Origin of the sequence: Actinomadura montaniterrae (assembly GCF_008923365.1) — a bacterium.
Lineage (GTDB): Bacteria > Actinomycetota > Actinomycetes > Streptosporangiales > Streptosporangiaceae > Spirillospora > Spirillospora montaniterrae.
The window spans coordinates 1-25903 of record NZ_WBMR01000138.1 but is presented as its reverse complement, the minus strand read 5'-3'; the positions used below and the strand labels follow the sequence as shown (position 1 = coordinate 25903).

Sequence of the window (25903 nt, the reverse complement as noted above, 5' to 3'; positions counted from 1 at the left end):
GCCCGCGTCCGGCGCGCCCGCGCCGCCTCCGGCGGGCGGCGGGTTCCCCGGCGGGGCGCTCGCCCCGGAGGAGCCGCCGCCGCCCGTCGAGTCGATCGTCCCGGAGTCGTGGTTCGCCCAGCCGCGCAAGCCCGACCCGCAGGACGCGGCGGACGCCACCCAGATCTACGGCTCGCAGCAGCCGCAGCAGCCGCCCGCCGACCAGGGGTGGGGCGCGCCGCTGTCGGTCGCCGGCTCGCCGCCGCAGGGCCAGGCCCCGATGCCGGACGCGGACGCGACGCAGCTCGCGCCCGGCCCGATGGGCGGCGTCCCGTTCGACGGGCACACCCGGATGGACTTCGGGCAGGGCGGCGGGTTCGACCAGACCCGGATGGACCCGGGCGGTACGTCCGTCATGGGTGCTCCCCCGATGGGTCCGGGCGGTCCGGGCGGGTTCGGCCAGCCGGGCGGCTACGGCGACCCGATGAACGCCGGCATGCCGATGGGCAACCAGGGCATGCCGATGAACCAGATGGGCCCCGGCGGGCCGGGCGGCCCCGGCGGTTACCCGCCGGGCCCGGCGCGGTCCGGTGGCGGGACGAGCAAGCCGCTGCTGATCGGCGTGGCCGCGCTCGTCGCCGTGGCGCTCGTCGTCGTCGCGTTCGTCGCGTGGCCGTCCGGTGGCGGCAAGGACGACGCGTCCCCGAAGGCGTCGAAGTCGTCCAGCAAGCCGGTGTCGCAGAACGAGCACATCAGCAGCGCGGAGAAGCAGCAGGCCGAGGCCATGAGCGCGGTGCTGGACGCGAGCGTCGACGCGCGCCGCGTGCTCGCCGCGGCGATGAGCCGGGCCGGGCGCTGCAAGGACCTGCCGGCCGCCGTCCAGGGGCTCCAGAACGCCGTCCAGCGCCGCCAGAACCAGCTGAACCGGACCCGCAACCTCAAGGTCGGCCAGCTGACGAAGGGCGAGCAGCTGCGGACGTCGCTGGCGCAGGCGCTGCAGGCGTCGCTGCAGGTCGACCAGCTCCTGCTGCACTGGGCGCAGCAGAGCCGGGCGCACTGCCACGGCAAGCCGAAGCCGGACGCGGCGCACGTGCCGGGACGCGCGCAGGGCGAGCGCCGCGCGACGCTCGCCAAGCAGCGGTTCGTCGCGCTGTGGAACCCGGTGGCGAAGAAGACCGGCCAGCCGGTGCGGAGCTGGCAGCGGGTGTGACCGGCGGCCCGCCGCGGACGTGACCGGCGGGCTATCGCGGACGTGACCGGCAGGTCGCGGCGAGCGTGGTCGGCGGGTCGCGGCGGGGCGTGACCGGCGGGCCGTCGCGGGCGTGACCGTCCGATCACAACCGGGTTGCGACCCGCGGAGGGGGCGTCCGTTCCCGCGGACGGGGCAGTATCTTGTCACCGATGCACCTCACGGGGTAAGGGGCTGTTATGCGGTGTCCGGGCTGCGGAAGCGACACCAATCCGGCGCTCCCCCGTTGCACGCGCTGCAACGCGCCGGTGCGGCCGGCGTCGCCGGACGGTCCCGGCCACACGCTGTCCGCCGCCGAGGAGACGGCGCGCGATCCGTCCGGGGAGGACGAGGCGACGCGCGACTACGGCGTCCCGCCGGCGCCGCCGGGCCAGGGGAACCCGTTCGAGCAGCCGCCCGGCGGCGCGCCCCCGTCCGGATTCGGCGCCGGGTCCAACGAGCCGCTGCCACCTCCGTGGATCCCCGTCCCGGACGCGCCGGACCCCGGCCCCTGGCCCGACCGCACGACCCCGATGCCGCCGTCCGGGGAGCGGTCGACGCCGCTGGGTCCCGAGCCGTGGGGCGAGCGGTCGACGCAGCTCGGGCCGGAGCCGTGGGCCGAGCCCGCCATCTGGCAGCCGCCCGCCCCGGCGAAGCGGAACAACGCGCTGTACTTCCTCATCGCGGCGGGCGTGGTGCTGCTCGTCGTGGTCGCGCTCGGGATCGTGTTCTGGCCGAGCGGGTCGAACAAGCCCGCCACGTCCGTCGCCGGGCCCGCGTCCTCACCCGCCGGGCAGCCCGTCACGACCGACGACCAGAGCCCCGGCGACTCCCCGACCACCGCGGACGGCTCGCCCAGCGCCGACATGACGGCGCAGGCCCGCGCGGTCGACGGCCTCATCGAGGACATGGCGCGGACCCGCTCCGAGCTGGGCACCGTCGTCGCCGACGGCTGCCCCACCGACGGCCTCCAGCGCATCCACGACGAGCGGCAGTCGCAGCTCGACAAGGCGAACGCCCTGGACGTCGGCGCGCTCGACAACGGCACCGCGATGAAGGACGCGCTGGTGCGGGCGCTGCGCGCGTCGGTCGAGTCGAACCAGCGGTACCTGGACGTCTCGCCCGGCTGCCCGTCCGACGACGAGGTGGCGGACGTGAACCAGCAGGCGACGGACGCCAAGAACGAGTTCATCGGCTACTGGACGCCCATCGCCGAGCAGGCCGGGCTCCCGGCCCGCGACGGCGACAACATCTGACGGTTCAGGCGGTAGCGGCCAAGGCCCGCACACCGGGAGCCGGATCGGCCTGGCCGCGTCTCGATCGAAGGGCGGCGGCATGCATCTCGTGCATGCCGCCCCATGTCGAACATTTGTTTGCTTGATGCGACTCGGCTCGCTTCACTGGGCTCCAGCGAAGCGAACCGAGGTGAACCGATGACCGATCCCGTCCCGCCCGTCTCCGATCTCGACCTGTTCGACGACCGGGTGCTCGTCGACCCGTACCCGGCGTACGCGGCGCTCCGCGACCTCGGCGCCGTCGTCCGCCTCCCCGCGAACGACGTGTACGCCCTCACCCGGTACGACGCGATCCGCGGCGCCCTCGGCGACTGGGAGACGTTCTCCTCCGCCGGCGCCATCGGCTTCAACCCGGCCGTCAACGAGGCCCTGGCCGGCACGTCCCTCGCCTCGGACCCGCCCGAGCACACCCGGCTGCGCGCGGCCCTCGCCGCCGGCCTGTCGCCGCGGGCGCTCCGCGGGCTCAAGGACGCCATCGACGCCAAGGCCGACGCGCTCGTCGCGGACCTCGCCGCCCGGGGCTCGTTCGACGCCGTCGACGCGCTGGCCCGCGCGTTCCCGCTCGAGGTCGTCGCGGAGCTCATCGGGTTCACCGGCGGCGTCCGCGCCGGCATGCTGCGCTGGGGGCAGGCGGCGATGCAGGTCATCGGGCCGATGAACCGGCGCACCGAGGAGAGCTTCCCGATCGCGGGCGAGCTGTACGGCTGGTGCGCGGAGGTCACCGCCGAGGACCTCGCGCCCGGCTCGGTCGGGCGCGGCGTCTTCGAGGCCGAGGCCCGCGGCGAGATCCCGGCCGGCTCCGCCGGCCACATCATCCACCAGTACCTGGGCGCCGGCGTGGACACCACGATCGCGTCCATCGGCAACGTCGTCGCCCTCTTCGCCGCGCATCCCGAGCAGCTCGCGCTGGTGCGGGACGACCCGTCGCTGGTGCCGGCCGCGTTCAACGAGGTGCTCCGCTACTGGGCCCCGGTCCACGCGTGGGGGCGCCGCGCCACCCGGGACGTGGAGATCGACGGTGTCGTGATCCCCGCGGGGGCGAAGGTCGCGATCCTGTTCGGCGCCGGCAACCGGGACCCGCGCCACTACGCCGACCCCGACGCGTTCCTGGTCGAGCGCAACCCGGTCGACCACCTGTCGTTCGGCTACGGCCCGCACGGCTGCGCCGGGCAGGGCTTGGCCCGCCTCGAAGGCCACGCGGTCATCGGGGCGCTGGCGCGCCGCGTCGGGCGGCTCGTCGCCGGCCCCGAGGTCCGCGTGCCGAGCAACATCACCCGGAGCATCGAGAAGCTCCCCGTCCTGGAAGTGCTCCCCGCATGAAGATCGTCCTCGACCGCCCCCGCTGCGAGGGGCACGGCCTCTGCGAGGAGGCCGCGCCGCGGCTGATGCACCTCGACGACGAGGGCGAGCTCGTCCTCGACCGCGAGGAGATCGGCGACGCCGAGGCGCCGCTCGCCCGCGCCGCCGTCCGGGTCTGCCCCGTCGCGGCCCTGCGCCTCGCGTGAGCGCCCCGATGAGGCGGGTCGTCGTCGCCGGCAACGGCATCGCCGGGCTCACCGCGGCGGACGCGCTGCGCGCGAACGGGTTCGACGGTGAGCTGACCATCGTCGGCGACGAGCCGCACGCGGCGTACAGCCGCCCGGCGCTGTCGAAGGCGCTGCTGCTCGACGGCGGCGGCACGGCGGCGCACGAGCTGCCGCCCGCCACGCACGGGGCGGAGGAGATCCTCGGGGTCCGGGTGTGCGGGCTGGACGTGGAGCGCCGGCTCGTCCGGCTCGGCGACGGCTCGGGCCTCCCGTACGACGGGCTCGTGATCGCGACCGGGTCCCGCGCGCGGCGGCTGTCCGGCCTGCCCGGCGAGCTCACGCTGCGCGGCCTCGACGACGCGCTGGCCCTGCGCGGACGGCTCGCGGGACGGCCGCCGGTCGCCGTGGTCGGCGGCGGCCCGCTCGGCATGGAGATCGCGTCGGCGTGCCTGGCGGCGGGCTGCCGGGTCACGCTCGTCTCCCAGGGCGCCCCGCTGACCGCGCAGTTGGGGCCGTACCTCGCGGACGTCCTCGGCAGGGCCGCCGTGGACCGCGGGCTCACGATCGTCGAGACCGCGGCGGCCCAGATCGAGGGCCATGCGGACGACGCCCGGGTCGCGCTCGCCGACGGAACGGCCGTCGAGGCGGAGCTGGTGGTGTCCGCCGTCGGCGACGTCCCGAACACCGAGTGGCTCGCGGGCACGGGACTGGCGGACGGCGGGGTCGTGCGGGTGGACCCGCGCGGGCTCGTGCGTCCCGGGATCGCGGCGGCCGGCGACCTGGCGGCGTTCCCGGCGCCGCACGGCCGGCGGCGCGTCCCGCTGTGGAGCAGCGCGATCGAGCAGGCGAAGGTGGCGGCCGCCGCCCTCGTGCGCGGGGACGCGGCACCGCCGCTGCGCTTCGAGCCGTACTTCTGGACCGAGCAGTTCGGGCTCAGCCTCAAGGCCGTCGGGCGTCTCCCCGTGGACGGGGAGCCGGTGTACCTCGAGGGCGGGCCCGGCGGGCCGGCGCTGATGCGCTGGACCCGCGAGGACGGCTCCGGCACGGCCGTGGCGCTGAACCACCGCATCCCGATCCCCCGGCTGCGCCGCGCGAGCCGACCGGCCGCCTGAGCCGGGGCGCCCGCGTGAGCCGACCGGCCGCGCGAGCCGACCGGCCGCGGAGCCGACAGGCCGCGCGAGCCGGGGTGCCGCGTAGAGTTTCGTCGCTATGAGCGACGACGGTACGGGCGCCGCGGGCTCCGGGCTGGACCGGTTGGCGTCGGTCAACCTCAACCTGCTGGTGCCCCTGCTCGCGCTGCTGGAGGAGCGCTCGGTGACCAGGGCGGCCGAGCGCGTCGGCCTCACGCAGCCCGCGATGAGCCACGCCCTCGGCCGCATGCGGCGCCTGCTCGGCGACGACCTCCTCGTCCGGCAGGGGAACGCCGTCACGCTGACGCCGCGCGCGATGGAGCTGATCGCGCCGCTGCGGGCGACGCTGCGGCACGCCGCGGAGGTGGTCGCCTTCCCCGGCTTCGACCCGGCGACGGACCGCCGCGTCATCACCGTCGCGATGACCACCAGCACCGCGTTCGTCCTCGGCGGGCGGCTCGGACGGCTCGTGGCGGAGCGGGCCCCGAACGCGACGCTCCGGATCCGGACGATCACCGTGCCGGCCGAGTCCACCTTCACCGAGCACGGCGTCGACGCCGTGCTGATCTCCGAGGGGTTCGCGTCGCCGTACCCGCGCGAGCGGCTCTACGACGACCGCATCGTGGTGGTGGCCTCCGCCGGCGCGCCGCCGGAGGCGAGCGCGCTCGACCTGCTGACCACGCAGCCGCACGTGGTCGTGGACACCGAGCGGCGGCCCTTTCCGTACTCGGTGCTCGACGAGAAGGGGATCCGCTACCGGGTCGGCCGGCTGGTGTCCGACTTCCTGCTCGTCCCGTACCTGGTCGGGCGGGCCGGCGGCGTCGCGCTGCTCCGCCACCGGGTGGCCGCCGAGATGCGGGACCTCGTCGGCCTGCGGATCGAGGAGTTCCCGTTCCCGCTCCCCGGGCTGGGCATCGACCTGGTCTGGAACCCGCATCTGGGCGACCGCCACTTCGTCGAGTGGCTGCGGCTGCTCCTGTTCGACGCGGCGCGCCCCTGACGGAGCGCGGCTCGGTCAGCCGCCCATGCCGACGGCGGCGGCGAGGGCGCGGACCGCTTCGGCCAGCGCCGCGACCCCGGCGACGCGGCGGCCGAGCCGGGCGAGCGCGCCGCCCATGCGCTCGGGGTCCGGGTCGTCCTCCTGCGCCTCCTCGCGGACGTCGGCGAGGTCGCGGCGGGCCCGCGCCGCTTCCGGGAGCTCGGCGGCGTGCTGCTCCAGCAGCCGCTCGACGCGGGCGAGGGCGTCCGCGGCGTCCGGACCGGACGCCCCGGCGATCCGCTGGTTCTGCGTGACGTGGTCGCCGCTCGCGACCTGGCCGGACACGTTCGCGTGCCCGCCGATGCTGATGCCCCGGTCACCGTGCTGCGCCATGCCGTCCTCCGCGGGGTTCAGGGGTTGATGCGGGTCTGCCGCTGCTCGACGCTGCGCCCGGACGCGACCTGCCCGTGGACGGTCCCGCCGGTCATGATGACGCCCTGGTTCAGGATGACGCCGGCCTGCGCCCGGTAGGCCGACACGTCGATCCCGCACTCGTCCGACAGGTAGTCGAGGATCGCCTCGTTCACCCGCCGCTCGATCAGCCGCATGTACTTGTCGACGTCGGTCTCCTGCACGAACGTCGCGAACCCGTCCTCCGCGAACAGCTCCCGGACGCTGATCCGGGCGCCGTAGTCGTGCGAGGTCTTGCGCGCCGGGTTGCCGGACGAGGTCGCCGCGACGAGGCTGCGGGCCATCGTCCAGCAGGTGGTGAGCATCCGCGGCCAGGCGAGCAGGGTGCCGGCCAGCACCGTCCGCCAGCTCTCGGTCAGCGTGCGGAACAGCAGGGTCACCGCGTCCCAGTCGGGCAGCCGGTCGACGATGCGGTACTCCTCCCGGACGGGCGGCAGGACCGTCGCGACGAACTGCCCGTACAGCATGCGCCCCTCGACCGCGAGGTAGACGAACGCGGAGAGCACGACGTCCTTCTCCTCGGCGGGGGCGACGGGGCGGCCGTCCGGCGCGTCGATCGCCTGGCCGTGCCCGGCGACGGTGACGCGCTGGTAGCAGCGCAGGTCGGCCTGCGGGTGCCGCATCATCGCCTCGACCGCCTCGGGCGAGGCGACGGAGAACGGCACGCCGGCGGTCGCGTCGATCAGCGGGTGCCCCTGGAACCAGCGGCCGGTCACCGCGTCGACGGGACGGGTCCGCTGCGGGCAGCGGCCGCGGCCGACGATGTGGACGTCGCTGACCAGGCCGGTGATGCGCTCGTTCGGGGGAAGCGGGGTCGGTTCCGGGGCGGGTTCGCCGGGCCGTGGCGGCAGCGCCTCGTCCCGCATCCGCAGGATCTTCGCGCGGATGCGCTCGTGTATGGTGACGGCGTCGACCCGCCGCGGCGCGGGCTCGGAGCCGGAGCCGTCGGGGGACGCGGCGGCGCCGGGGGAATCGGGGCCCGCGGAGGCGGCGTCGCCGTCCGCGCCCGGGGGACGGGAGCCGGACGCGGCGCGGTCCAGTTCCAGCGCGATGGACCAGACGCGGGACCAGGGCGCCGTCACGTCGCCCGCGCCGATGAAGGGGTTGGCGCCCGAGTAGAGCGTCACGTTGCCGTGCTGCGCCGAGCGGACCCGCTCGATGACCAGCCGGACCCGCTCGCTGTAGGTGCGCGGGCCCGGTCCCGTCGCGCCGGGGCCGAGGTCGCGGGCCAGGGTGTAGAAGACGACCGCGAGGTGGCCGAACACGATCGTCGCCATCACGAGGAACAGCAGCACGATGGTCAGCAGGGCGTGGTCGGTCTGCATCGAGTCGAGGAAGCCGGTGTTGTCCTGCTCCTCGTAGCCGTCGAGGCCCTGCTGCCCGCCCAGCAGCCCGAACAGGACCACCGGCGCCAGGCCCAGCGCCACGACCCAGCCGATCGCCAGCCGCCACCGCCACCGCAGCCGCCGCCACGGGACGTGCAGCAGCAGCGTGACCAGCAGGTACAGCGCGGCGATGGCCGGCACGAGCAGCCACGCGACGACGAACACGGCGATGATCGCGAGGTCGCGGACGAGCCGGAACCGGCGGGCGCGCACCGCGTGCAGGATCACCGGGCCGAGGTCGAAGCCGAAGGAGGGCACGACGGCGCGGTGCTCGTCGTCGAGGAACTCGGCGATGACCCGGTCGCAGAGCCGCTGGTCGAGGTAGACCGCGGCGGACAGGTAGCGGGTGGCGCTCTGCAGCGGCTGCCCGGCGGCGTCGGCGGCCTGCGGCGCGTGCCGGAAGAACGGCTCCGGAGGGGTCCGCGGGTGCCCGCCGGTGTCCCGCGGGCGGGTCCGGTCGTCGGTCTGCGGGTCCATGTGCCGCTTCCTCCGCGGGTGGGCGGGCCGGTGCGGGGAAAGAATCTAGCGGCGGATGCGGTATTCGGGTGAGTTATCACCGAATCGTGACCGCATCGTCGTGGACCGCTCACGCATCGTCGGCACCGCCCGCGCCGGGTTCCCCGCCGGGGCCGGGGTCCCGGGACAGGAACGGCAGGCCGGCGGACGGGTCGGCGAACGGCTCGACGAACCGCTCCGGCCAGCTCAGCACGGGTTCCAGCCACTCCTCGACACGCATCGTCCGGGCGGCGTCCTCGATCTGCTCGTCCTCGGGGAGGCCGATCGCGACGACGGCGAGGTCGGCGTAGAAGCCCGCGTTCTCGTCGTCGCCCTCGATCGCGGTGAGGGCGAGCGGGCGGTTGCGGTCCAGCTCCATGGACAGCGGGTGGCGGCGCAGCGCGCGCAGCCGGTGGCCGAACTTCGGCTGCGGCGGCTGCTTGAGGCCGGGCAGCTGGTAGTCCAGCGGCGGCGCGGGCGCGTGCTTGTCGGGGACGCCCGCGCCGTAGGGGAACAGCCGGTCGAGCTCGTGCAGCCAGCGGACCTGCGGGATCACCCAGTTCGGGCCGGGCGCCGCGGTGCCGGTGCCGCCGCCGAGGAGCCGCTGCGCGGCGCCCGCGGCGGTGGCGGTCAGCTCCGACGGCGGGTACACGGTCCGCAGCGCCCAGGACCGGCGGGTCACGGCGCGTTCGAGGACGGTCGCGAGCGCGCACTCGCGGAGCCGGGGCGCGAGGCGCGACCAGGCCCGGCCCAGCTCCGGCGGGACGGCCGGCACCGGCCGGTTCACCACGTGCGCGAGGACGAGGGTGTCCGCCCACAGCCGCAGCCACGCCCAGTCCGGATGGCCCGCGACGAGATCGGCTTCGCGCAGCTCGTAGAGGGTGCAGGCGCGCCCGGACCGGCACTCGCAGCCGCACGCCGCCGACCGGCGGCCGTCCACCGGAGGCGGCGGGCCGGGCAGCTCGGCCTCGCGGCCCTCGCCGAGCGGGACGCGGACGCGCAGCGGCCGGTCCATCCCGTCGGCGAACACCGCCGCGACGCCCGGGCGCAGCGACACGACCTCGCGGGACTGGTCGGCGTCCAGGTTCATCGCCGCGCCGACCTGGTGCCGGTCGTCGTGCGCGGGCAGCCGGTGCACGACCTTCAGCGCGGTGTTCTTGATCACGTCGGGGACGAGCTTGGTCGGGATCTGCTCGGCGACGATGATGCCCTCGCCGTACGCGCGGATCTCCGCGAGCATCCCGGCGAACAGCTCGACGGCGTGCGAGCTGCCGCGCTCGGGCCCCCGGTTGCGCAGCAGCCGGTGCGCCTCCTCGATCACGATGACGTGCCGCAGCGCCGGGCCGTCGGAGCGGTCGCGGCGCCGCTCGCGCATCCGCAGGTGCTCGACGATCCGGATGATCAGCGTGCCCATGAGGAACGCCTTGTCCTCGTCGTTCGCGACGTCCTCGATGGCCAGGACGATGTTGTCACGCAGCATCCCGCCGATGTCGGCGGGATGCCCGCCCTCGAAGAACCGGCCGGCCGACCCGATCCGCAGCGAGCGGAGCCGGACGTCCACGAACCCCTGCACGTCGGCCATCAGCTCGCGCCCGTACCCGACGTCCTTGATCACCTGGAGCGCCGCGTTCTGCAGCTGCTCCAAGGTGGGGACGGCCGGTTCGATCAGCGAGCCGGGGACGCCCGCGCCGGTCACCACGTCCCAGCCGTTCGTCTCGTAGACGCGCTGCAGCGCCTGCGCCATGATCTGCGGGAACGGCTCCTCGGCGTCGAACGCGGCCTGGAACAGCGCGCGGACCATGTCGATGTGCGCCTGCACCGGGTAGCCGGGCTCGGGCGCGAGCGGGTTCACCGACAGCGGCACCGACGCCGGGTCGGACGGGTTCACGACCGTGACCGGGCCGCCGAGGTCCTCGATGCGGCCCGCCATCGCCGCGTACTCCGACTTCGCCGGCTCGATCGCCAGCCACGGCACGCCCGCGCGGGTCAGCTGCTCCAGCAGGTGCCGGACGGTCTGCGACTTGCCCGCGCCCGTCGCGCCCGTCACGAACACGTGCCGGTTGATCGTCGAGCGGGGGACGGTGAACGTGCCGACCTGCCGGTCCTGGCCGTCGAGGATCGCGCCCAGCTCGATCCGCGCCTCCGGCCGGGGGGACGGCGCGTCGTCGGTCTCCGACGTCACGTCGAAGTACCCGGCGTCCAGGACGCGCAGGCCCGGCACCTCGCGGCGCGGCAGCCCGGCCAGCGCCGACAGCGCGCCCGCCGTCGCGACGAACGGGTACCGCTGCTCCGGCTCCGCCCCCGCGCGCAGCGGCGCCGGCTCCGCGCCCGGCCGCAGCATCTCCTCGAACGTGCCGCTGCCGTGCCCCGACCGCAGCCGGTACGGGTGGTGGCCGAGCTCCATCGACCCGACGAGGACCGGCGCGATCTGCCCCAGCTCCGCCTGCGACGCCGCGCCCGCGACGACCCGGACCTGCCAGAGCCCCGCCTCGCGGAACGCGTCCAGCTCGGCGAGCCGCTGGTCGGCGCGGGCGACGGCGAGCCGGGCCTGCTCGTCCTCGCCGCGCCGCAGCATCCGCAGCTCGTGGTGCAGCTCGCGCATCTCGGTGTCGATCAGCCGCTCGTCGCACGGCTCGGCGACCACGAACCAGCCGAACGGCCGCTCCATCAGCGTGACCAGCGTCGCCTCGAACAGGCCGGGGCCCGCGTCGGCGGGGCCGACCTGCGGGGCGAGCCGCCCGGGGCAGCGCGTCCAGGCCATCCGGGACGCCTGCCGCAGCCAGCCGTCGCCGACCGGGACGCCGCGGGCGCCGCTCGGGAACAGCAGGCCCTGCGCCTCCCCGTCCGGTCCCGGCGCGCCGATCGGGCCCGCGTTGGTGATCAGCTCCAGCGGGGCGCCGCCGCCCGCCGACAGCCAGCCGACGACGAACGGGCGGTTCCGTCGCGCCGCGGACAGCGCGGCGGGCAGCACGCTGACGAAGTCCCATTCGGCGGACGCGTTCCGCTGCGGCGCCGGGATCGCCTGGATCCGGTACCAGGGGCCCGGCAGCGCGACCGCCTCGCCCCACCCGCCGGCGGCCCCGCGGACCGTCCCGCCCATCCGGGGCGGCGGCGCGCCGGGCGGCACGCCCGCCCCCCGTCCGTACGGGGGCATACCGGGCGGCATGGAACCTGGGGGGAACGTCACCCGACCATCCTGACCCTCACCCCCCGGGCGCGCCACCGCCCCGCCGCCCCTCAGGCGGGCGGGTCGGCCTTGTGCCGGCCGTTGGGCTTCAGCGGCGGGACGATCCGGGGCGGGCGCGGCGCGGCGCCGCGCGGCAGCGCATGCCGCGCCCTCGGCGCGGGCGATGGCGCGCCGGGTGCCGGATCGGCGTCCGGTGTTCCGGCGGCCGCGTCGCCGGACGGCTCCCCGGCGGTCTCGCCGGTCTCCCCGGTCCCTGCCTCCCCGGTCTCGCTCTCCTCGCCGGCGGCGCGTTCGAGGGCCTCCTGCTCGCGCAGGTACTCCTCGAACTCCATCGAGTGCGCGGTCGGCAGCGTGATGATGCCGGGGTTGGCGTCCACCAGCATGATCCGGCGGCCCGTCGCGCCGGAGTGCGTGAACACCATCGCGGTCGGCGGCAACTCCTGCAGCTGCGGCGGCTCGACGAGCAGCTCCCGGAAGCGCTGCTTCGCGGCGCCCCCGGCGGTGACGGTCCGGCCCCACGCCGTCGCCGAGCTGATCCCCTCGACCAGCACGGAGTCGTCGGCGGCGGGCGCGGGCAGCGGCGACCAGACCGGGTCGGTGAGGCCGTCGCCGCGCGGCCGGGCGTAGGCGACGGTGCTGGCGTAGCTCTCCCCCGCCACGTCGAACAGCGTCTCGCCCGCCGAGTCGGTGATCTCCGCGACGAGCAGCGGCTGGTCGGTGCCGATGTGCTCGGCGGCGACGCGGGCGTCCTCGGGGTTGCCGAGCCGCATGAACCCGACCGCCGCGTGCCCCCGGCGGCCGAGGCGCTCCCGCACGTGCCGCGGGATCGACCGGTACATCAGGACGAGCCCCGTCCCGGTGGCCTCGCAGGCGTCGATGAGCCGGTCCAGGACGTCGCCGCGCAGCTTCTCGGCGCCGCACAGGAACAGCGTGTGGTCCCAGCGGCCGCCGGGCGGCGACTCGCGGATGCGGTGCGTCAGCGCCGTCGTCACGTACGTGCCGAGGATCCGGTTGGTGAGGACGCCGGCGCGGCGGTCCATCGACACGACGTGCAGCCGGGACGGCGGCAGCCCCACCGGCTCCGTCGCGAGCTTCTCCAGCTTGCGGAGCTGCGCTTCGAGCGCCCACGCGCGGCGCACCACGATCCGGTCGGTGGCGTCGCGGCCGAACATCGTCGCGACCCGCTCCAGCTGCTCGTCGGTGAGCAGCCCCTTGCGCAGGTCGTCGCGCGGGTCGCCGACCTGGGCGAGGACGCGCAGCGCCGCGGTGATCCGCGGGATCGTCGCGTCCGGGCCGAGGACCTCGATGAGCCGTTCCAGGATCGAGTTGTCGAACGACAGGTCGCGGGTGCCGCCCTCCTCCTCGCCGGCGCTCACCACCAGCGACAGGACGTCCGCGAGCGCCTCCTGGCTCAGCCCCCGCGACATGTCGAGGCGCGGCAGGTCGGCGGGCAGCACCCACACCAGCGGGTCGTCGCCGCGGTCGGCGGCGAGCCGCAGCAGGTCGTGCGCGACGGCGCCCTCGGACAGGTCGATGACGGTGAGCCGGGCGCCGACGGCGAGCCGCGCCGCGCCCATCGTGGTGACGGCGGCGGACCAGCCGGCGAGCGTCCCGCCGACGACGTCCACCCGGTCGACGCCGGGCGGGACCGCGACCGGGTACCACTCGCGCTGGCTCTCGTAGGCGCGGTGCCGCCGCTCCCATTCGCGGCGGGCGTCGTCGTAGGCGCGCTGCGCGGCGTCGCGCTCCCGGGCGCGGCGGGCCTGCTCGCGCGCGGTGCGCTCCCGCTCGTCGGCGAGCCGCTCCCGGACGGCCTGCTCGTCGCGCCAGAGGGCGCCGCCGGTGATGGCGAGGACGACGGCGCACGCCAGCAGGGCGACGCCCGCGAACGACCACGGCAGCAGCCCGGCGACGCCGCACGCCAGGAACAGCGCGACGCCCGCGAACGTGCCGCCGGTGGCGATCCGCAGGGGGCGCGCGGTCAGGTGCTCGCCGGGACGCCGCGCGGGCGGCCCGGCGGGGGGCCGCTCGGCCGGCTCGGGCACGCCGGGGGGCGGCCCCGGGTCCGGGTGCACCTGCGCGTAGCGCCAGCCCACGTAGACGCGGTCGGCCTGTGTGAGCCGCGCCATCGCGGACCCGCTCGCCATGTCCGTCACGTCGTGAGACCCCTGGGAGTCGCGGAACGGGGGAAACGCCTGGGGGTTGCCGTTCGGTTCGTCAGCGGTATCGGTTCACCTACACCGCAAGAGTAAAGAGCCTGCCGGGGTCGCGTGTCACGTTCGCCCGAACATGGGGCGGGAAGTGCGACACGGACCGCCATTTCGGTCACGGGGCCCACCTGCGGTAAACATCGGACACCCCGCTCCCCCACGATTGGCCGCACCCGGCCACCGCCCGCGCCGGGTCGCGGCGAGTCGCCGTCACGGCGGGCCGCATGGCGGCGGCCCGCCGCACGTCAGCGGACGGCGTCGGCCTTCAGGGAGGTCTGCCTGGCCTGCCGGTCCTCGCGCCACAGCCGGCCCGCCTCGGCCGGGTCGCCGTCGAAGACCACCTTGCCCTTGCGCAGCGTCACGCCCCGGTCGCAGAGCCGGGTGAGCATCTGGATGTCGTGCGCGACGATGACCATGGTGCGGCCCTCCCCGCGCAGCTCCCGGATCCGCTGCAGGCACTTCTCCCGGAACGGCGGGTCGCCGACGGCCAGCACCTCGTCGATGAGGAAGATGTCCGGCTCGGTGTGCGCGGCGATCGAGAAGGCCAGCCGCATGAACATTCCGGACGAGTAGAACCGCACCTGGTTGTCCATGAACCGCTCGACGCCGGAGAACTCCACGATCGCGTCGAACTTGCGCTTGATCTCCGCCTCGGACATGCCGAGGATCGCGCCGTTGAGGTACACGTTCTCGCGGCCCGTGAGGTCGGGGTGCAGGCCCGCGCCGACGTCGATCAGCCCGGCGATCCGGCCGCGGACCCGCACCGACCCGCGGTCCGGCCGCATCACCCCGGAGATCATCTTCAGCAGGGTGCTCTTGCCCGAGCCGTTCAGCCCCATCAGCGCGACGGTCTCGCCCTGGTAGACGGTCAGGCTCACGTCGTCGAGCGCGTTGAAGCTCTCCGACAGGTCCTGCCGGCGGACGGCCCGGATCGTCATCTCCCGGATCGAGCGGGCGTGCCGCAGGGTGAACCGCTTGCTCACCGAGTCGATCACGATGGACTCGGCGGGACCGTGCTGCTCCATCTCCTACAACTCCTGGGCGAATCGCTGCTGGGCACGGGAGAACACCAGGACGCCGGCCGCGAGCACCACCAGCGACGCCGCGAGCGCGACGCCGGCCCGGCCGTACAGGTGCGGCGGGAACTCGAACAGCTTCGGGGTCGTCGGGTACCAGAACGCCCGCTGGAACAGGCTGACCGCCGACACCAGCGGGTTCGCCAGGTACAGGTCGAGCACCCAGCCCGGCGCCCGCTGCCGGACGTGCACCCACGGGTAGATCATCGGCACCGACCAGGTGATGACGATCATCAGGATGTCCACGACCTGCTCCAGGTCGCGGAAGAACACGTTGACGCCCGCGCACAGCAGCCCCAGCCCGAGGCCGAGGACCACGACGATCGCGAAGGCGAGGACCGCGGCGGCGAGCCCGGCCGGGTCCGGCCGCCACCCGTAGGACAGCGCACCCGCCAGCATGATGCCGAAGCCGGGCAGGAAGTGCACCAGCGACACCAGCAGCGACGCCATCGGGAACAGCTCGCGCGGCAGGAACACCTTCTTGACCAGCGCCGCGTTCCCGGTGATCGAGCGGGTGCAGGAGTGCAGCGTCTCGGTGAACAGGTTGATCAGCACCATCCCCGAGAACAGGTAGATCGGGAAGTGGTGGACCCGCTTGCTCATGCCGAGGAAGACCCCGACCACGAAGAAGTAGACCGAGAAGTGCACCGCCGGCCGGACGTAGGACCAGCCGAGCCCGAGCAGCGACCCCTTGTAGCGGGCCTTCAGCTCGCGGCGCACCAGCAGGCGGAGCAGGTACCGGTCCTTCAGCGCGCGCCGCAGGCCGCCGTCGGTGCCGGGGGCGACCAGCGGCGGGAGCTCGGCGGGCGGCGCGGCGTGGCCTGCGCTCACCCGCGCGCCGATCCGGAGGCGTCGAACGTCTCCCGCCAGGCCTCGGGCGAGGCGAGCTGGTCCGCGGCGGCGCGGTAGCGCCCGGCGAGACCGTCCCATTCGCGGGTCAGCCGGGCGTGCAGCAGGCCGCTGCGCCGCATCACGGACCGGAACCGCTTCGGGTCGCGCTGGTACCAGTGGACCTTCGTGCCGTCCGCCGACGACACCAGCGCGCTGTCGAACTTCGACAGCATGCCCCAGTGCTGGTCGATGTGCGGCACGGCGGCCTGCGGGTTGCGCAGCGCCTCCTCGTCCACCGGGCCGAGGTGCTTGATCGCGCTGCTCAGCGCCGTCTTGATCACCTTGGTGCGGCCCTTGGGCGGGGCGGGGTTGCGGCCGCGCTTGGGCGGCTTGCTGCGCCGCACCGTCGGGAAGTCCTCGACGCTGCCGCGGGCCTGCGCGTCGGTGAACCCGGCGCGCACCGCCCGCACCTCGGAGATCTTGGTGACCATGCCGGCGTGCATGTGCGCCGGGCCCTTCAGCACGTCCTCCAGCGCCATGATCATGAGTTCGGCGGTGGAGTACTGCATGGCGAGCGCGTGCTTCACCGAGATGATGAAGCTCTCCTTCAGCAGGTTGCCGCCGTGCTCGTACGGGGAGTGCAGCAGCGCGGTGACCAGCCGGTTGCGCCAGTGGTAGTACGCCTGCCAGTCGACGCCGTCGTCCTTGTCCTGCCACGGGACGTGCCATGCCGCGACGCCCGGCAGCGACACCGTCGGGAACCCCGCGGCCTGCGCGCGCACCCCGTACTCGGCGTCGTCCCACTTGATGAACATCGGCATCGAGAGCCCGATCTTGCCGATCACCTCGACCGGGATCAGGCACATCCACCAGCCGTTGTAGTCGGCGTCGACGCGGCGGTGCAGCCACGGCGTCTCGCGGAGCGTGCCGCCCTCCTCCGCGAAGTCGTGCTCGCTCCAGGTGTGCGCGGCCGGGCCCCACCACCAGCGGTACCGCTCGACGGTCTCGCCGAAGGCGTGCAGCTGCGAGCGGACGTAGAGGTTGAACATGTGCCCGCCGACGATCGTCGGGGTCTTGGCGTGGTCGCCGAACGCGACCGCGCGCAGCACGCCCTCGGTCTCGGTCACCACGTCGTCGTCCAGCAGCAGGACGTAGTCGCTGAGGCCGCCGCGGACGGTCTCGTCCATCGCGCGGGAGAACCCGCCGGAGCCGCCGAGGTTGCCCTGGTCGATGACGCGCAGCCGGCCGCCGAGCGCCTCGGCGGCGGCGGCGAAGTCGGGGTGGTCCTCGATCCGGTCGGTGCCCTGGTCGACGACGAGGACGTTGTCGACGATCTCCAGCACCTCGGGGGACTCGCCGAGCGCGATCAGCTGCTCCACGCAGAACGCGGGCCGGTTGTAGGTGGTGATGCCGATGGTCACGGTGCCCTGGCGGGTCACCTGCGGTGCGGCGGCGCACCATTCGGCGCGCTCCAGCACGGCGGTGCGCTCGCCCGCGAGGACGTCGAACCAGTACCAGCCGCCGTCCACGAACGGCTGCAGCGGCAGGTCGAAGGTGTGCTCCTCCGCCGTGTCGCAGTCGAACCGCGCCGACGCGACCCGGTGCACGTGCCCCTTCGCGCTGGACCGGTACACGATGACGGTGGCGTCGCCGCGCAGCCGGACCCGCAGCACGGCCTCGTCCACGTGCGTCCACCGCCGCCAGTACCCGGCGGGGAAGGCGTTGAAGTACGTCGCGAACGACACCCGCTGCCCGACCGGTACCAGGACGGTGCGGCGGCCGACGCTGTCGGCGCCCCCGCCCGCGGCGCCCGTCCCGCCGCCGTCGCCGATGCCGGCCTCGACGGCGGCCTCCTCGGCGGCGGCCTCCGCGCCCCGGACGATCTGCCCCTCGATGTACAGCGAGAGCACGTCCAGGTCGCGGCCGACCGGCATGACGACGCGCTGCAGGGTGCGCAGCGGGACCGTCCCCTCGGGGGTGTGTGCTGTCACTCGTCCGCTCCTCCGCTGACCAGGCGGGCGCCCCCGGTGAAGTGCGGCCGCAACCTGTTGTCGACCATGCTCAGCGCGCTGGCGATCGCCATGTGCATGTCGAGGTACTTGTAGGTGCCGAGGCGGCCGCCGAACACGACGCCGTCCTCGCCCCGGGCCAGCTCGCGGTAGCGCAGCAGCCGCGCCCGGTCCTCCGGGGTGTTGATCGGGTAGTACGGCTCGTCCCCGCGGGCCGCGAACCGCGAGTACTCGCGCATGATGACGGTCTTGTCGCGCGGGTACCAGTCGCGCTCGGGGTGGAAGTGCCGGAACTCGTGGACGCGGGTGTAGGGGACGTCCTCGTCGGCGTAGTTCATGACGGGCGTGCCCTGGAAGTCGCCGGTGGGCCGGACCTCCGTCTCGAAGTCCAGCGTGCGCCAGCCGAGCTCGCCCTCGGCGAAGTCGAAGTAGCGGTCGAGCGGGCCGGTGTAGACGACGGGGACGCGCCCGGCGACGTCGCCGCGGACGTCGAAGAAGTCGGTGTTCAGCCGGACCTCGATGTTCGGGTGGTCGGCCATCCGCTCCAGCCAGGCGGTGTACCCGTCGACGGGCAGGCCCTCGTAGGCGTCGTTGAAGTAGCGGTTGTCGAAGGTGTACCGCACCGGCAGCCGCGTGATGATCTCGGCGGGCAGGTCGCGGGGGTCGGTCTGCCACTGCTTCGCCGTGTAGCCGCGCACGAACGCCTCGTAGAGCGGGCGCCCGATCAGCGAGATCGCCTTCTCCTCGAGGTTGCGCGGCTCCGCGCCGCCGGGGAGCCCCGCCTGCCCGGCGATCAGCTCGCGCGCCTCGTCCGGCGTCATCACGCGGCCGAAGTACTCGCAGATCGTGCCGAGGTTGATGGGCATCGGGTAGACCCGGCCCTTGAACGTCGAGTAGACCCGGTGCTGGTAGCCGGTGAACGTCGTGAACCGGTTGGCGTACTCCCACACGCGCTCGTTGGAGGTGTGGAACAGGTGCGCGCCGTACCGGTGGATCTCGATGCCGGTCTCCGGCTCGGCCTCGCTGTAGGCGTTGCCGCCGATGTGGTCCCGGCGGTCCAGGACCAGCACGCGCAGCCCCAGTTCGGCGGCGCAGCGTTCGGCCACGGTGAGCCCGAAGAAGCCCGTGCCGACAACGACAAGATCAGCGTTCACAGAGGGACGTCCATCTCCAGGCGGGGGGACGGGCAGGACCAGGCGGGGTGCCTTGGGACAAACTGCGCCAATGGTGCAGATGCACGGCTAAGATACCCGCTGATCCATCGGCGGACGTACTGATCTCAAGGAATGCGGTGGCGGCACCTCACCCGGGCACGCCCGCGAGCGCGTCGCGTCCCGTGGTGTACATCCATGTGGGCGCCGCCAAGAGCGGGACGACGTACCTGCAGAACATCCTGTTCCACAACCGCGAGCGGCTGCGGGAGGCAGGGTTCCTCTACCCGGGCCACGACTTCGCCGCCCACGTGCGCGCCGCCTTCGACCTGCGCGAGACGTTCTTCCCCGGCGCGTCCGACCCGTTCTTCGAGGGCGCCTGGCCCCGGATGGTCGAGGAGATCCGCGCGTTCGGCGGCCCGGCCGTCATCTCCCAGGAGCTGTTCGCGCCCGCGCTGCGCAGGCACACCGCGCGCGCCCTCGCCGACCTCGACTTCGCCGAGGTCCACCTGGTGTTCACCGTCCGCGACCTGGCCCGGCAGATCCCGGCGCACTGGCAGGAGGACATCAAGAACCGGTTCACGGTGTCGTTCGCCCAGTTCATGTCCGCGATCTCGCGGCCGGACTGGCGGCGCTCCACGGTCGCCGGCTTCTTCTGGACGCTGCAGGACCCCCTCGACGTGCTGGCCCGGTGGGGCGAGAACCTGCCGCCCGAACGCGTCCACCTCGTCACGCTGCCCCGCCCCGGCGCCCCCCGCGACCTGCTGTGGAAGCGCTTCAGCCGGGCGCTCGGCCTGCCCGCCGGCAGCTGCGACCTGACGGTCCCGTTCGACAACCCCTCGCTCGGGCTGCCCGAGACGCAGCTGCTGCTGCGCATCAACCGGGCCATCGACCAGGACGCCCTCGGCTGGCACTTCTACAACGACGAGATCAAGCTGCACCTCGCGCAGCGGGTGCTGACCGGCCGGACCGGCTCGCCGCGCATCCGGCTGCCCGAGGAGGACTTCGGCTGGGTGGCCGAGCGCGCCGCCGCCATGGTCGACGGGCTCGCCGCGTCCGGCTGGGACGTGGTCGGCGACCTCGACGAGCTGCGTCCCGACCGGTCCGTCTGCGGCCCGCCCGGGACGCACCCCGACGACCCGGACTGGGCCGGCGTCATCGACGCCAGCGGCGACGCGGTCGGCGGCGTGCTGCGCCGGCTCGCCGACGTCGAGGCGGAGCTGGCCCGGACCCCGGACGGCGAGCACGCCACCCCCGACCTGATCGACCTCGTGGCGGCGGACGCCGAGGCGCTGCGGCAGCGGATCGACGCGCTCAAGGAGGGGACCGTCCCGGCCGTGCGCCGCGCCGTCCGGCAGCTGAGCGAGCGGCACGCGGTCGTCGCGCGGCTGCGCGAGGCGTACTGGCAGGTCCAGGAAGAACGCAGGCAGGCCGACGCCGCGCGGGCCGACGCCGGACAGACGAGCACGAGGTGACCGACGCATGACCGGATCCGAGGCCGCCAAGGCCGTCTACCTGCACGTCGGGGCGCCGACGGCGGGCGGGGCGTTCCTGCAGAAGGCGCTGTGGGACAACCGCAAGCGGCTCGGCGCGTCCGGCGTCCGCCACCCCGTCGAGGGGCCGCTGGAGCACTTCGGCGCCGTGATGGACCTGCGCGACATGACCTGGGGCGGGCACCGCGACCCGGCCTGGGAGGGGGCCTGGAACGCGGTCGCCAGGCGCGCCCGCAACTGGGACGGGCACGCGGTCGTGCTGTCGCAGGAACTGCTCGGCGGCGCCACCGCGGAGCAGGCGGCCCGGGCCGTCGAGTCGTTCGGCGACGCCGAGGTCCACGTCGTCTTCGTCACCCGCGACCTCGGCACGCAGCTGGTGCTGGACTGGCAGGAGCAGATCCTGCACACCCACACCATCCCGTTCGGGCGGTTCACCGGCGACCTCATCGAGCACGGCATCGACGCGCCCGAACCGTTCGGCGAGATGTTCTGGGGGCTGCACGACCCGCTCCGCGTCCTCGGCACCTGGGAGACGGTGGTGCCGCGCGAGCGGATCCACGTCATCACGCTGCCGGCCCCCGGCACGGGGCCCGGGCTGCTGTGGAGCCGGTTCTGCGAGGCCACCGGCATCGACCCGGGCGCGTGCGACGTCTCCGGCGTGGCCGAGCCCGAGCCGCTGTCGGTGCTGGAGGCGGAGCTGCTGCGCCGGCTGAACGGCCGGCTCGGCCCCGCGCTCGGCGGCGACTACGAGCGAGTCGTCCGGGGGCACCTCACCGGGTCCGCGCTCGCGGAGGCCGCCGACGCGGCCGGGCGGGCGCCGATGGGGCTGCCGCCCGGGCAGGCGGCCTGGGCGGCGCAGCGCACCCGCGAGATCGTCGCGTCGCTGCGCGTGTCCGGCTACCGGGTCCACGGCGACCTCGGCGAGCTGACCGAGCCGGGCCTCCCGGCGGCCCCGCTGCAGCCCCGCGACCTGCCCGAGGACGATCTCGCGGAGGCCGCGCTCAGCGTGATCGTGCAGCTGCTGGAGCGGCTCTCGGCGGCGCGCGAGCGGGTCGGGCTCGCCCAGCTGCGCGCCGACCTCAACGGCGTCCAGGAGGGCCTCGACAAGCTGCTGGAGGTCGCGACCACGCAGCCCGCGCCCGGGCTGCGCAAGGCCGTCCGCCGGGCGGGCATGGGCCGATGACCCCGGTCGTCGCGGCGGTCGTCGTCACCTACAACCGGATCGAGCTGCTCGCCGAGGCGCTCGCCGCGCTCGGCGCGCAGACCCGCCGGCCCGACCGGATCGTCGTCGTGGACAACGCGTCCGGCGACGGCACGGCGGAGATGGTGCGCACCCGGTTCCCGGACGCGGAGCTGCTGGAGCTGTCCCGCAACACCGGCGGCGCGGGCGGCTTCGCGGCCGGCATCGCGCACGCGCTGAAGGGCGACGCCGACTGGCTCTGGCTGATGGACGACGACACCGTCCCCGAGCCGGGCGCGCTCGCCGCGCTGCTCGCCGCCGCCACCGGGCCGGACTCGGACGCGCCGGTCCTGGTCGGCAGCCGGGTCGTGTGGACCGACGGCCGGGACCACCCGATGAACACCCCGCGCCGCAAGCCGCGCGCGTCCGCCGCCGAGACGGAGCGGGCCGCGGCGGTGAACGGGTACCCGGTCCGCTCCGCCTCGTTCGTGTCCGTGCTGGTCGACGCGGTGCGCGTGCGCGAGCGCGGGCTGCCGGTCGCCGACTACTTCCTGTGGAACGACGACTTCGAGTTCACGATGCGGCTGCTGCGGGGCCGGCGCGGGCTCGTGTGCCGCGACAGCGTCGTCGTGCACAAGACGAGGACGTTCGGGTCGACCGACGCCGATCCGGGCGAGCGCTTCTACTACGAGGTCCGCAACAAGGTCTGGCTGTTCACCCGCAGCAGCGGCCTGTCCCCCGCCGAGCGCCTGGTGTACGGGGGCTCGACGCTGCGCCGGTGGGCGCGGACGTTCGCCGGGTCGCGGGACCGCGCGACGCTGCGCCGCTGCCTCGCCAGGGGGCTCGCCGAAGGGCTGCGCTCGCGGCCCCGCCCGACCGCCGACCTGCTCGCCGACCTCGGCGTCTGACGCCCTGTCCCCGGACCCGGGACGGCCCGGAGACAGGGTGACGGCCCGGAGACGCCGGGCCGGTCAGCGGCGGATCGCGACGAACGCCCCGTGGCGCAGCCCGTCGATCACCATCCAGTGCGCGGAGTCGAACTGGCCGGGGCTGAACCGCACCGGCGTGCGCACCTGCAGCGGCCGGAAGACCACGTCGGTCCCGTCGTGCTTGAGGACGAACATGTCGATCCCGCCGAAGCGCGTCCGGGCGGACTCCTCGGCGAACGCCTCCGGGTCGGTGAACCGGGCGATCCTGCGCAGTTCGGCGAGGCGCTCGTCGAACCGCCCGGTGGCGGCGGACGCGGTGCGCATCGCGGCGATGTACCCGCGCCACGGCAGCACCGCGTACGGCTGCTCGTCGAAGCTCACGGTGACGGGCCGGTACCCGGGGCCGCGGAGCCGGTCGACGGCGTCCTGGATGCGGTAGGCCGGGACCATCCGCGAGTGGAAGCCGAGCTTCTCGGCCTCCTTGGCGTAGCGGGGCCGGTCGTCTCCCATGCCGGGCATCTGCTGGACGTGTGCCAGCCCGGTGATGCGGTTGGCCGTCTCCCTGGCGGGCAGCGCCCGGTTGTCGTCCTTCGGGACCCAGCGGTTCGCCGGCATCCAGGCGGACCAGCAGCCGAAGCCGGCCAGCGCGGTGATCACGGCGAGCACGCCCGCGCCGGTCGCCGGCGGCGCCGGGCGCGGCAGCCGCGCGGCCAGCCAGGGCAGCGCCTGGAGCGTGCCGAGGACGGCGGCGGCGAGCAGGCACGCCGAGATCAGCGGGGTCGTGTAGTAGTAGAGGCCGGTGTGGCCGCCGAACACCCAGCGGAGCATGTTGAGCAGCCGGTAGGCGTAGGTGCCGAGCAGCAGGGTCAGCAGCGGGGCCGCCCACCAGGCCGTCCGGCGGTACCACAGCAGCAGCCCGAGCCCGCCGAGCTGGATCGCGCCGAGCACGGTCGGCGCGAGGAACGGGAACGGGTTCTCCGAGCTCTGCGGCGCGTCCCACATGTCGGCGACCTGCTTGCCGCCGCGGAGCATCCCCGCCGCGTACGGGACGAGGAACCACAGGGCCAGGACCACGACCACGGCGGCGGCCTTCGCCAGGTGCAGCAGGTAGGCGCGCCGGTCCGGGGCGCCGCGCCACACCGCCCAGGCGAGCACGAGGACGCCCGGCGCGGCGTACAGCAGGTAGCCGAAGAAGACCTGGAAGAGCAGCGCGCCGATGAGGCCCGCCGGGAGCCAGCCGAGCCGGCCGCGCTCGGGGCGCCCGACGGTCATCAGCAGCCACGGCACCATCACCGCGAGCGCGAGCACCTCGTAGGACTTGTTGGGCGCCGGGCGGGCGGCGATCACCAGGACGCTGATCGCGAGGGCGGCGGGGGCGGACACGAGCCGCTGCCACAGCGCGAACGACGCCACGACGGCGCCGGACATGGTGATGATCTCGGCGGGCGCGATCAGCCGCCACGCGGGCAGGTCCAGCAGCGCCGCGGTCTTGCCGATGAGGTAGGGGAACAGCGGCGGGTACTCCGACGGGACGCCGGCCACGACCCCGTCGCTGCTCGCCCAGGTCGTGGTGTACCGGGTGGCCATCGCCGACAGCCGGCCGGTGTCGCTCACCAGTCCCTCGAACCCGAACGGGGTGCCGTGCAGCGCGGTCCGCATCAGCAGGACGGTGAACGCCGCGAACAGGCCGGCGGCGATGCCCGCGGCCGTGGCGCTGCGCAGCCGCCACGACAGCAGCACGCCCGCGGCCAGCAGGACTCCGCCGAGGGCCAGCGGCATGTCCGCGTCCTGCTGGCGGAACGGGTCGGCGCCGGTCCAGACGGGGACGAGCGCGGCGACCGGCGACAGCAGCAGCCAGGTCAGCAGGGCGGCCGTCGCCGGGTGCGCGATGACGCGCAGGAGCACGGGGCGGCCGGGCCCCGCGGGCCGGGTGGCGGCCGGTCCGGAGACCGGGTGGCCGACATCGCCGGCTGGTTCGACCGTCGTCATTCAACAGCCCGTTCTGTCCGGAAAGATCATTCGATTTCTACATAGTCGAGCTGCGCCGTGCCCGGCATTCGGCGAAAGCCGAGCGTGTTGCGGCCGGCCCGCAGATCGACCATGAGGCTGACCGTGCCCCAGTCGTCACCCTTGGTGGTCCTGAATGGCACCGGCACCGGAGAACGTCCGTTCACGGTGCATTCTTGAACGGCATCCGCCCCTGACCGGTTGGCGTACTTTATCCGCAATGTGTACCGGCCCGCCTCGGGCGCGGCGACGTCCAGAGCGGCCTCGCACCCCGGGCGCGGGAACAGCAGGAGCACCCGGCCGCCCGACGCCCGCGGCCGGCCTGCCGCCGCCGCGCAGCCCGGCGGCCACGCGCGCTCGGCCTCGAACCGCGCCGGCACGCCGCGCAGCACCGGACGCGAGCCGTCCCAGCCCAGCGCCGCGACGTACATCCCGCGCAGCACCCCGCCCCCGCGATGGAACTCCAGCACGCCGTGGAACACCAGGTGGTCGCCCGTCTCGTCGGTGAAGACGCTCGCCCCGCCCGGCCCGTCGACCGCGCCGCCGTACCGGCCGGTGCTCTGCAGCGGCTCCCCCGCCTTCGCGTACGGCCCGAAAAGCGACGCCGCCTCCGCGTACCTCGTCTGGTAGCCGCGGGTGAAGTACCAGCCCGCGGAGTAGAACAGCACGTACCTGCCGCCCCGCCGGACGAGCGCCGGCGACTCCACCAGCACCGGATCGGAGCCCCGCGACAGGATCTTGCGGGGCGGGCCGGCCGGGTGCAGCCCGTCCGGGCTCAGCCCGACCAGCCAGATCGCCGCCGTCTCGCGGGCGTCGGTCTTGTAGAGCAGGTAGCGGCGGCCGTCCTGGTCGACGAACGACGACGGGTCGATGGCGCCGCCGAGACCGGCCGGGCACACCAGCGGATCGCCGTCCGGCGCGGCGAACGGCCCCGCCGGGGACGGTGCCGTCGCCACCCCGACGCACTGCCGGCCGCCGCGCTTGTGGCGCGCGGTGAAGTAGAGGACGTACCGGCCGTTCGCGGGTCCCGGCGGGACGACCTCCGGCGCCCACGTCCGGCCGTCCGCGGCCCAGGACGGCAGCCGCGGCAGCCCGTCGGACGCCAGCCGGCGCCACGGCCCGGTGATGTCCGGCGCGGTCGCGACGGGCAGGTTCGCCCCGCCGTCGTTGGTGCCGTAGGCGTAGTACGCCGTCCCGGCCTTGACGACCATGGGGTCGGCGAACGAGCCGGCGATCACGGGCTCGCGCGGGGAGTAGCCGGGCGCAGCCACCGGCGCGGCGGGGCTCGGGGCCGCCGGGCCCGGGGCCGCCGTCCCCGCGTGCGGGCCCGTGCGGCCGGGCG

General features: G+C 74.7%; 18 protein-coding genes and 1 pseudogene. 9 read left to right on the top strand and 10 right to left on the bottom strand.

The window, feature by feature from the left end:
- The 6 genes and pseudogenes from F9B16_RS51430 to F9B16_RS34030 form a co-directional block, all read left to right on the top strand.
- Positions 1-1189: pseudogene (locus tag F9B16_RS51430) on the top strand (hypothetical protein); the annotation flags it as partial.
- Positions 1190-1476: 287 nt separating this feature from the next.
- Positions 1477-2463 (top strand): hypothetical protein, encoded by a 987-nt coding sequence (locus F9B16_RS34050; protein WP_151544326.1) that lies wholly within the window; start codon positions 1477-1479, stop codon positions 2461-2463.
- A gap of 177 nt (positions 2464-2640) precedes the next feature.
- Positions 2641-3822: a cytochrome P450 gene (locus F9B16_RS34045; protein WP_151544325.1), complete on the top strand. Its 1182-nt coding sequence runs from the start codon at positions 2641-2643 to the stop codon at positions 3820-3822.
- A complete protein-coding gene (locus F9B16_RS34040; RefSeq protein WP_151544324.1) occupies positions 3819-4007 on the top strand; it encodes a ferredoxin in 189 nt (62 codons plus the stop codon). The genes F9B16_RS34045 and F9B16_RS34040 overlap by 4 nt, the downstream gene beginning before the upstream one ends.
- 8 nt (positions 4008-4015) lie before the next feature.
- Positions 4016-5140: an NAD(P)/FAD-dependent oxidoreductase gene (locus F9B16_RS34035; RefSeq protein WP_151544323.1), complete on the top strand. Its 1125-nt coding sequence runs from the start codon at positions 4016-4018 to the stop codon at positions 5138-5140.
- A gap of 97 nt (positions 5141-5237) precedes the next feature.
- Complete coding sequence (locus F9B16_RS34030) at positions 5238-6158, top strand: LysR family transcriptional regulator (protein WP_151544322.1); 921 nt, start codon at positions 5238-5240, stop codon at positions 6156-6158.
- Positions 6159-6173: 15 nt separating this feature from the next.
- Here the strand turns inward: F9B16_RS34030 and F9B16_RS34025 are convergent, their stop codons facing one another.
- The 8 genes from F9B16_RS34025 to glf all read right to left on the bottom strand — a co-directional run bounded on the left by F9B16_RS34025 (position 6174) and on the right by glf (position 18955).
- Positions 6174-6530 (bottom strand): DUF5955 family protein, encoded by a 357-nt coding sequence (locus tag F9B16_RS34025; RefSeq protein WP_151544321.1) that lies wholly within the window; start codon positions 6528-6530, stop codon positions 6174-6176.
- 17 nt (positions 6531-6547) lie between these two features.
- On the bottom strand, positions 6548-8470 hold the full coding sequence (locus F9B16_RS34020) for a hypothetical protein (protein ID WP_151544320.1): 1923 nt from the start codon (positions 8468-8470) through the stop codon (positions 6548-6550).
- 109 nt (positions 8471-8579) lie between these two features.
- Positions 8580-11642 carry an ATP-binding protein gene (locus F9B16_RS34015; protein ID WP_225992192.1) on the bottom strand — a complete coding sequence of 1021 codons (3063 nt, stop codon included), beginning with the start codon at positions 11640-11642 and terminating at the stop codon, positions 8580-8582.
- An 83-nt stretch (positions 11643-11725) separates the two neighbouring features.
- Positions 11726-13822 carry a hypothetical protein gene (locus tag F9B16_RS34010; RefSeq protein ID WP_192809127.1) on the bottom strand — a complete coding sequence of 699 codons (2097 nt, stop codon included), beginning with the start codon at positions 13820-13822 and terminating at the stop codon, positions 11726-11728.
- Positions 13823-14130: 308 nt separating this feature from the next.
- The gene (locus F9B16_RS34005) at positions 14131-14910 is read right to left on the bottom strand and encodes an ABC transporter ATP-binding protein (RefSeq protein WP_151544319.1); all 780 of its coding nucleotides are present in this window, start codon (positions 14908-14910) and stop codon (positions 14131-14133) included.
- 3 nt (positions 14911-14913) lie between these two features.
- Positions 14914-15792: an ABC transporter permease gene (locus F9B16_RS34000; protein WP_225992191.1), complete on the bottom strand. Its 879-nt coding sequence runs from the start codon at positions 15790-15792 to the stop codon at positions 14914-14916.
- The gene (locus F9B16_RS33995; RefSeq protein WP_225992190.1) at positions 15789-17783 is read right to left on the bottom strand and encodes a glycosyltransferase; all 1995 of its coding nucleotides are present in this window, start codon (positions 17781-17783) and stop codon (positions 15789-15791) included. The genes F9B16_RS34000 and F9B16_RS33995 overlap by 4 nt, the downstream gene beginning before the upstream one ends.
- Entirely contained in the window at positions 17780-18955 is a 1176-nt protein-coding gene (gene glf / locus F9B16_RS33990; protein ID WP_151544317.1) for a UDP-galactopyranose mutase, read from the bottom strand. The genes F9B16_RS33995 and glf overlap by 4 nt, the downstream gene beginning before the upstream one ends.
- Positions 18956-19092: 137 nt before the next feature.
- On the opposite strand from glf, the gene F9B16_RS33985 reads away from it, so the two are divergent.
- The 3 genes from F9B16_RS33985 to F9B16_RS33975 are packed head-to-tail and all read left to right on the top strand — an operon-like array spanning position 19093 to position 22533.
- Positions 19093-20427: a hypothetical protein gene (locus F9B16_RS33985; RefSeq protein ID WP_151544316.1), complete on the top strand. Its 1335-nt coding sequence runs from the start codon at positions 19093-19095 to the stop codon at positions 20425-20427.
- Between the two features lie 7 nt (positions 20428-20434).
- Positions 20435-21628, top strand: coding sequence for a hypothetical protein (locus tag F9B16_RS33980; RefSeq protein ID WP_151544315.1), 1194 nt, complete (start codon positions 20435-20437; stop codon positions 21626-21628).
- The gene (locus F9B16_RS33975) at positions 21625-22533 is read left to right on the top strand and encodes a glycosyltransferase (protein ID WP_151544314.1); all 909 of its coding nucleotides are present in this window, start codon (positions 21625-21627) and stop codon (positions 22531-22533) included. Before F9B16_RS33980 ends, F9B16_RS33975 begins: the two co-directional genes overlap by 4 nt.
- Before the next feature lie 63 nt (positions 22534-22596).
- Here the strand turns inward: F9B16_RS33975 and F9B16_RS33970 are convergent, their stop codons facing one another.
- Together F9B16_RS33970 and F9B16_RS33965 are read right to left on the bottom strand one after the other, a co-directional pair.
- A complete protein-coding gene (locus tag F9B16_RS33970) occupies positions 22597-24543 on the bottom strand; it encodes an arabinofuranosyltransferase (protein WP_151544313.1) in 1947 nt (648 codons plus the stop codon).
- Positions 24544-24569: 26 nt separating this feature from the next.
- Positions 24570-25903, bottom strand: a 1334-nt coding sequence (locus F9B16_RS33965) for a family 43 glycosylhydrolase (RefSeq protein ID WP_151544312.1), incomplete at its 5' end; no start/stop codon positions are given.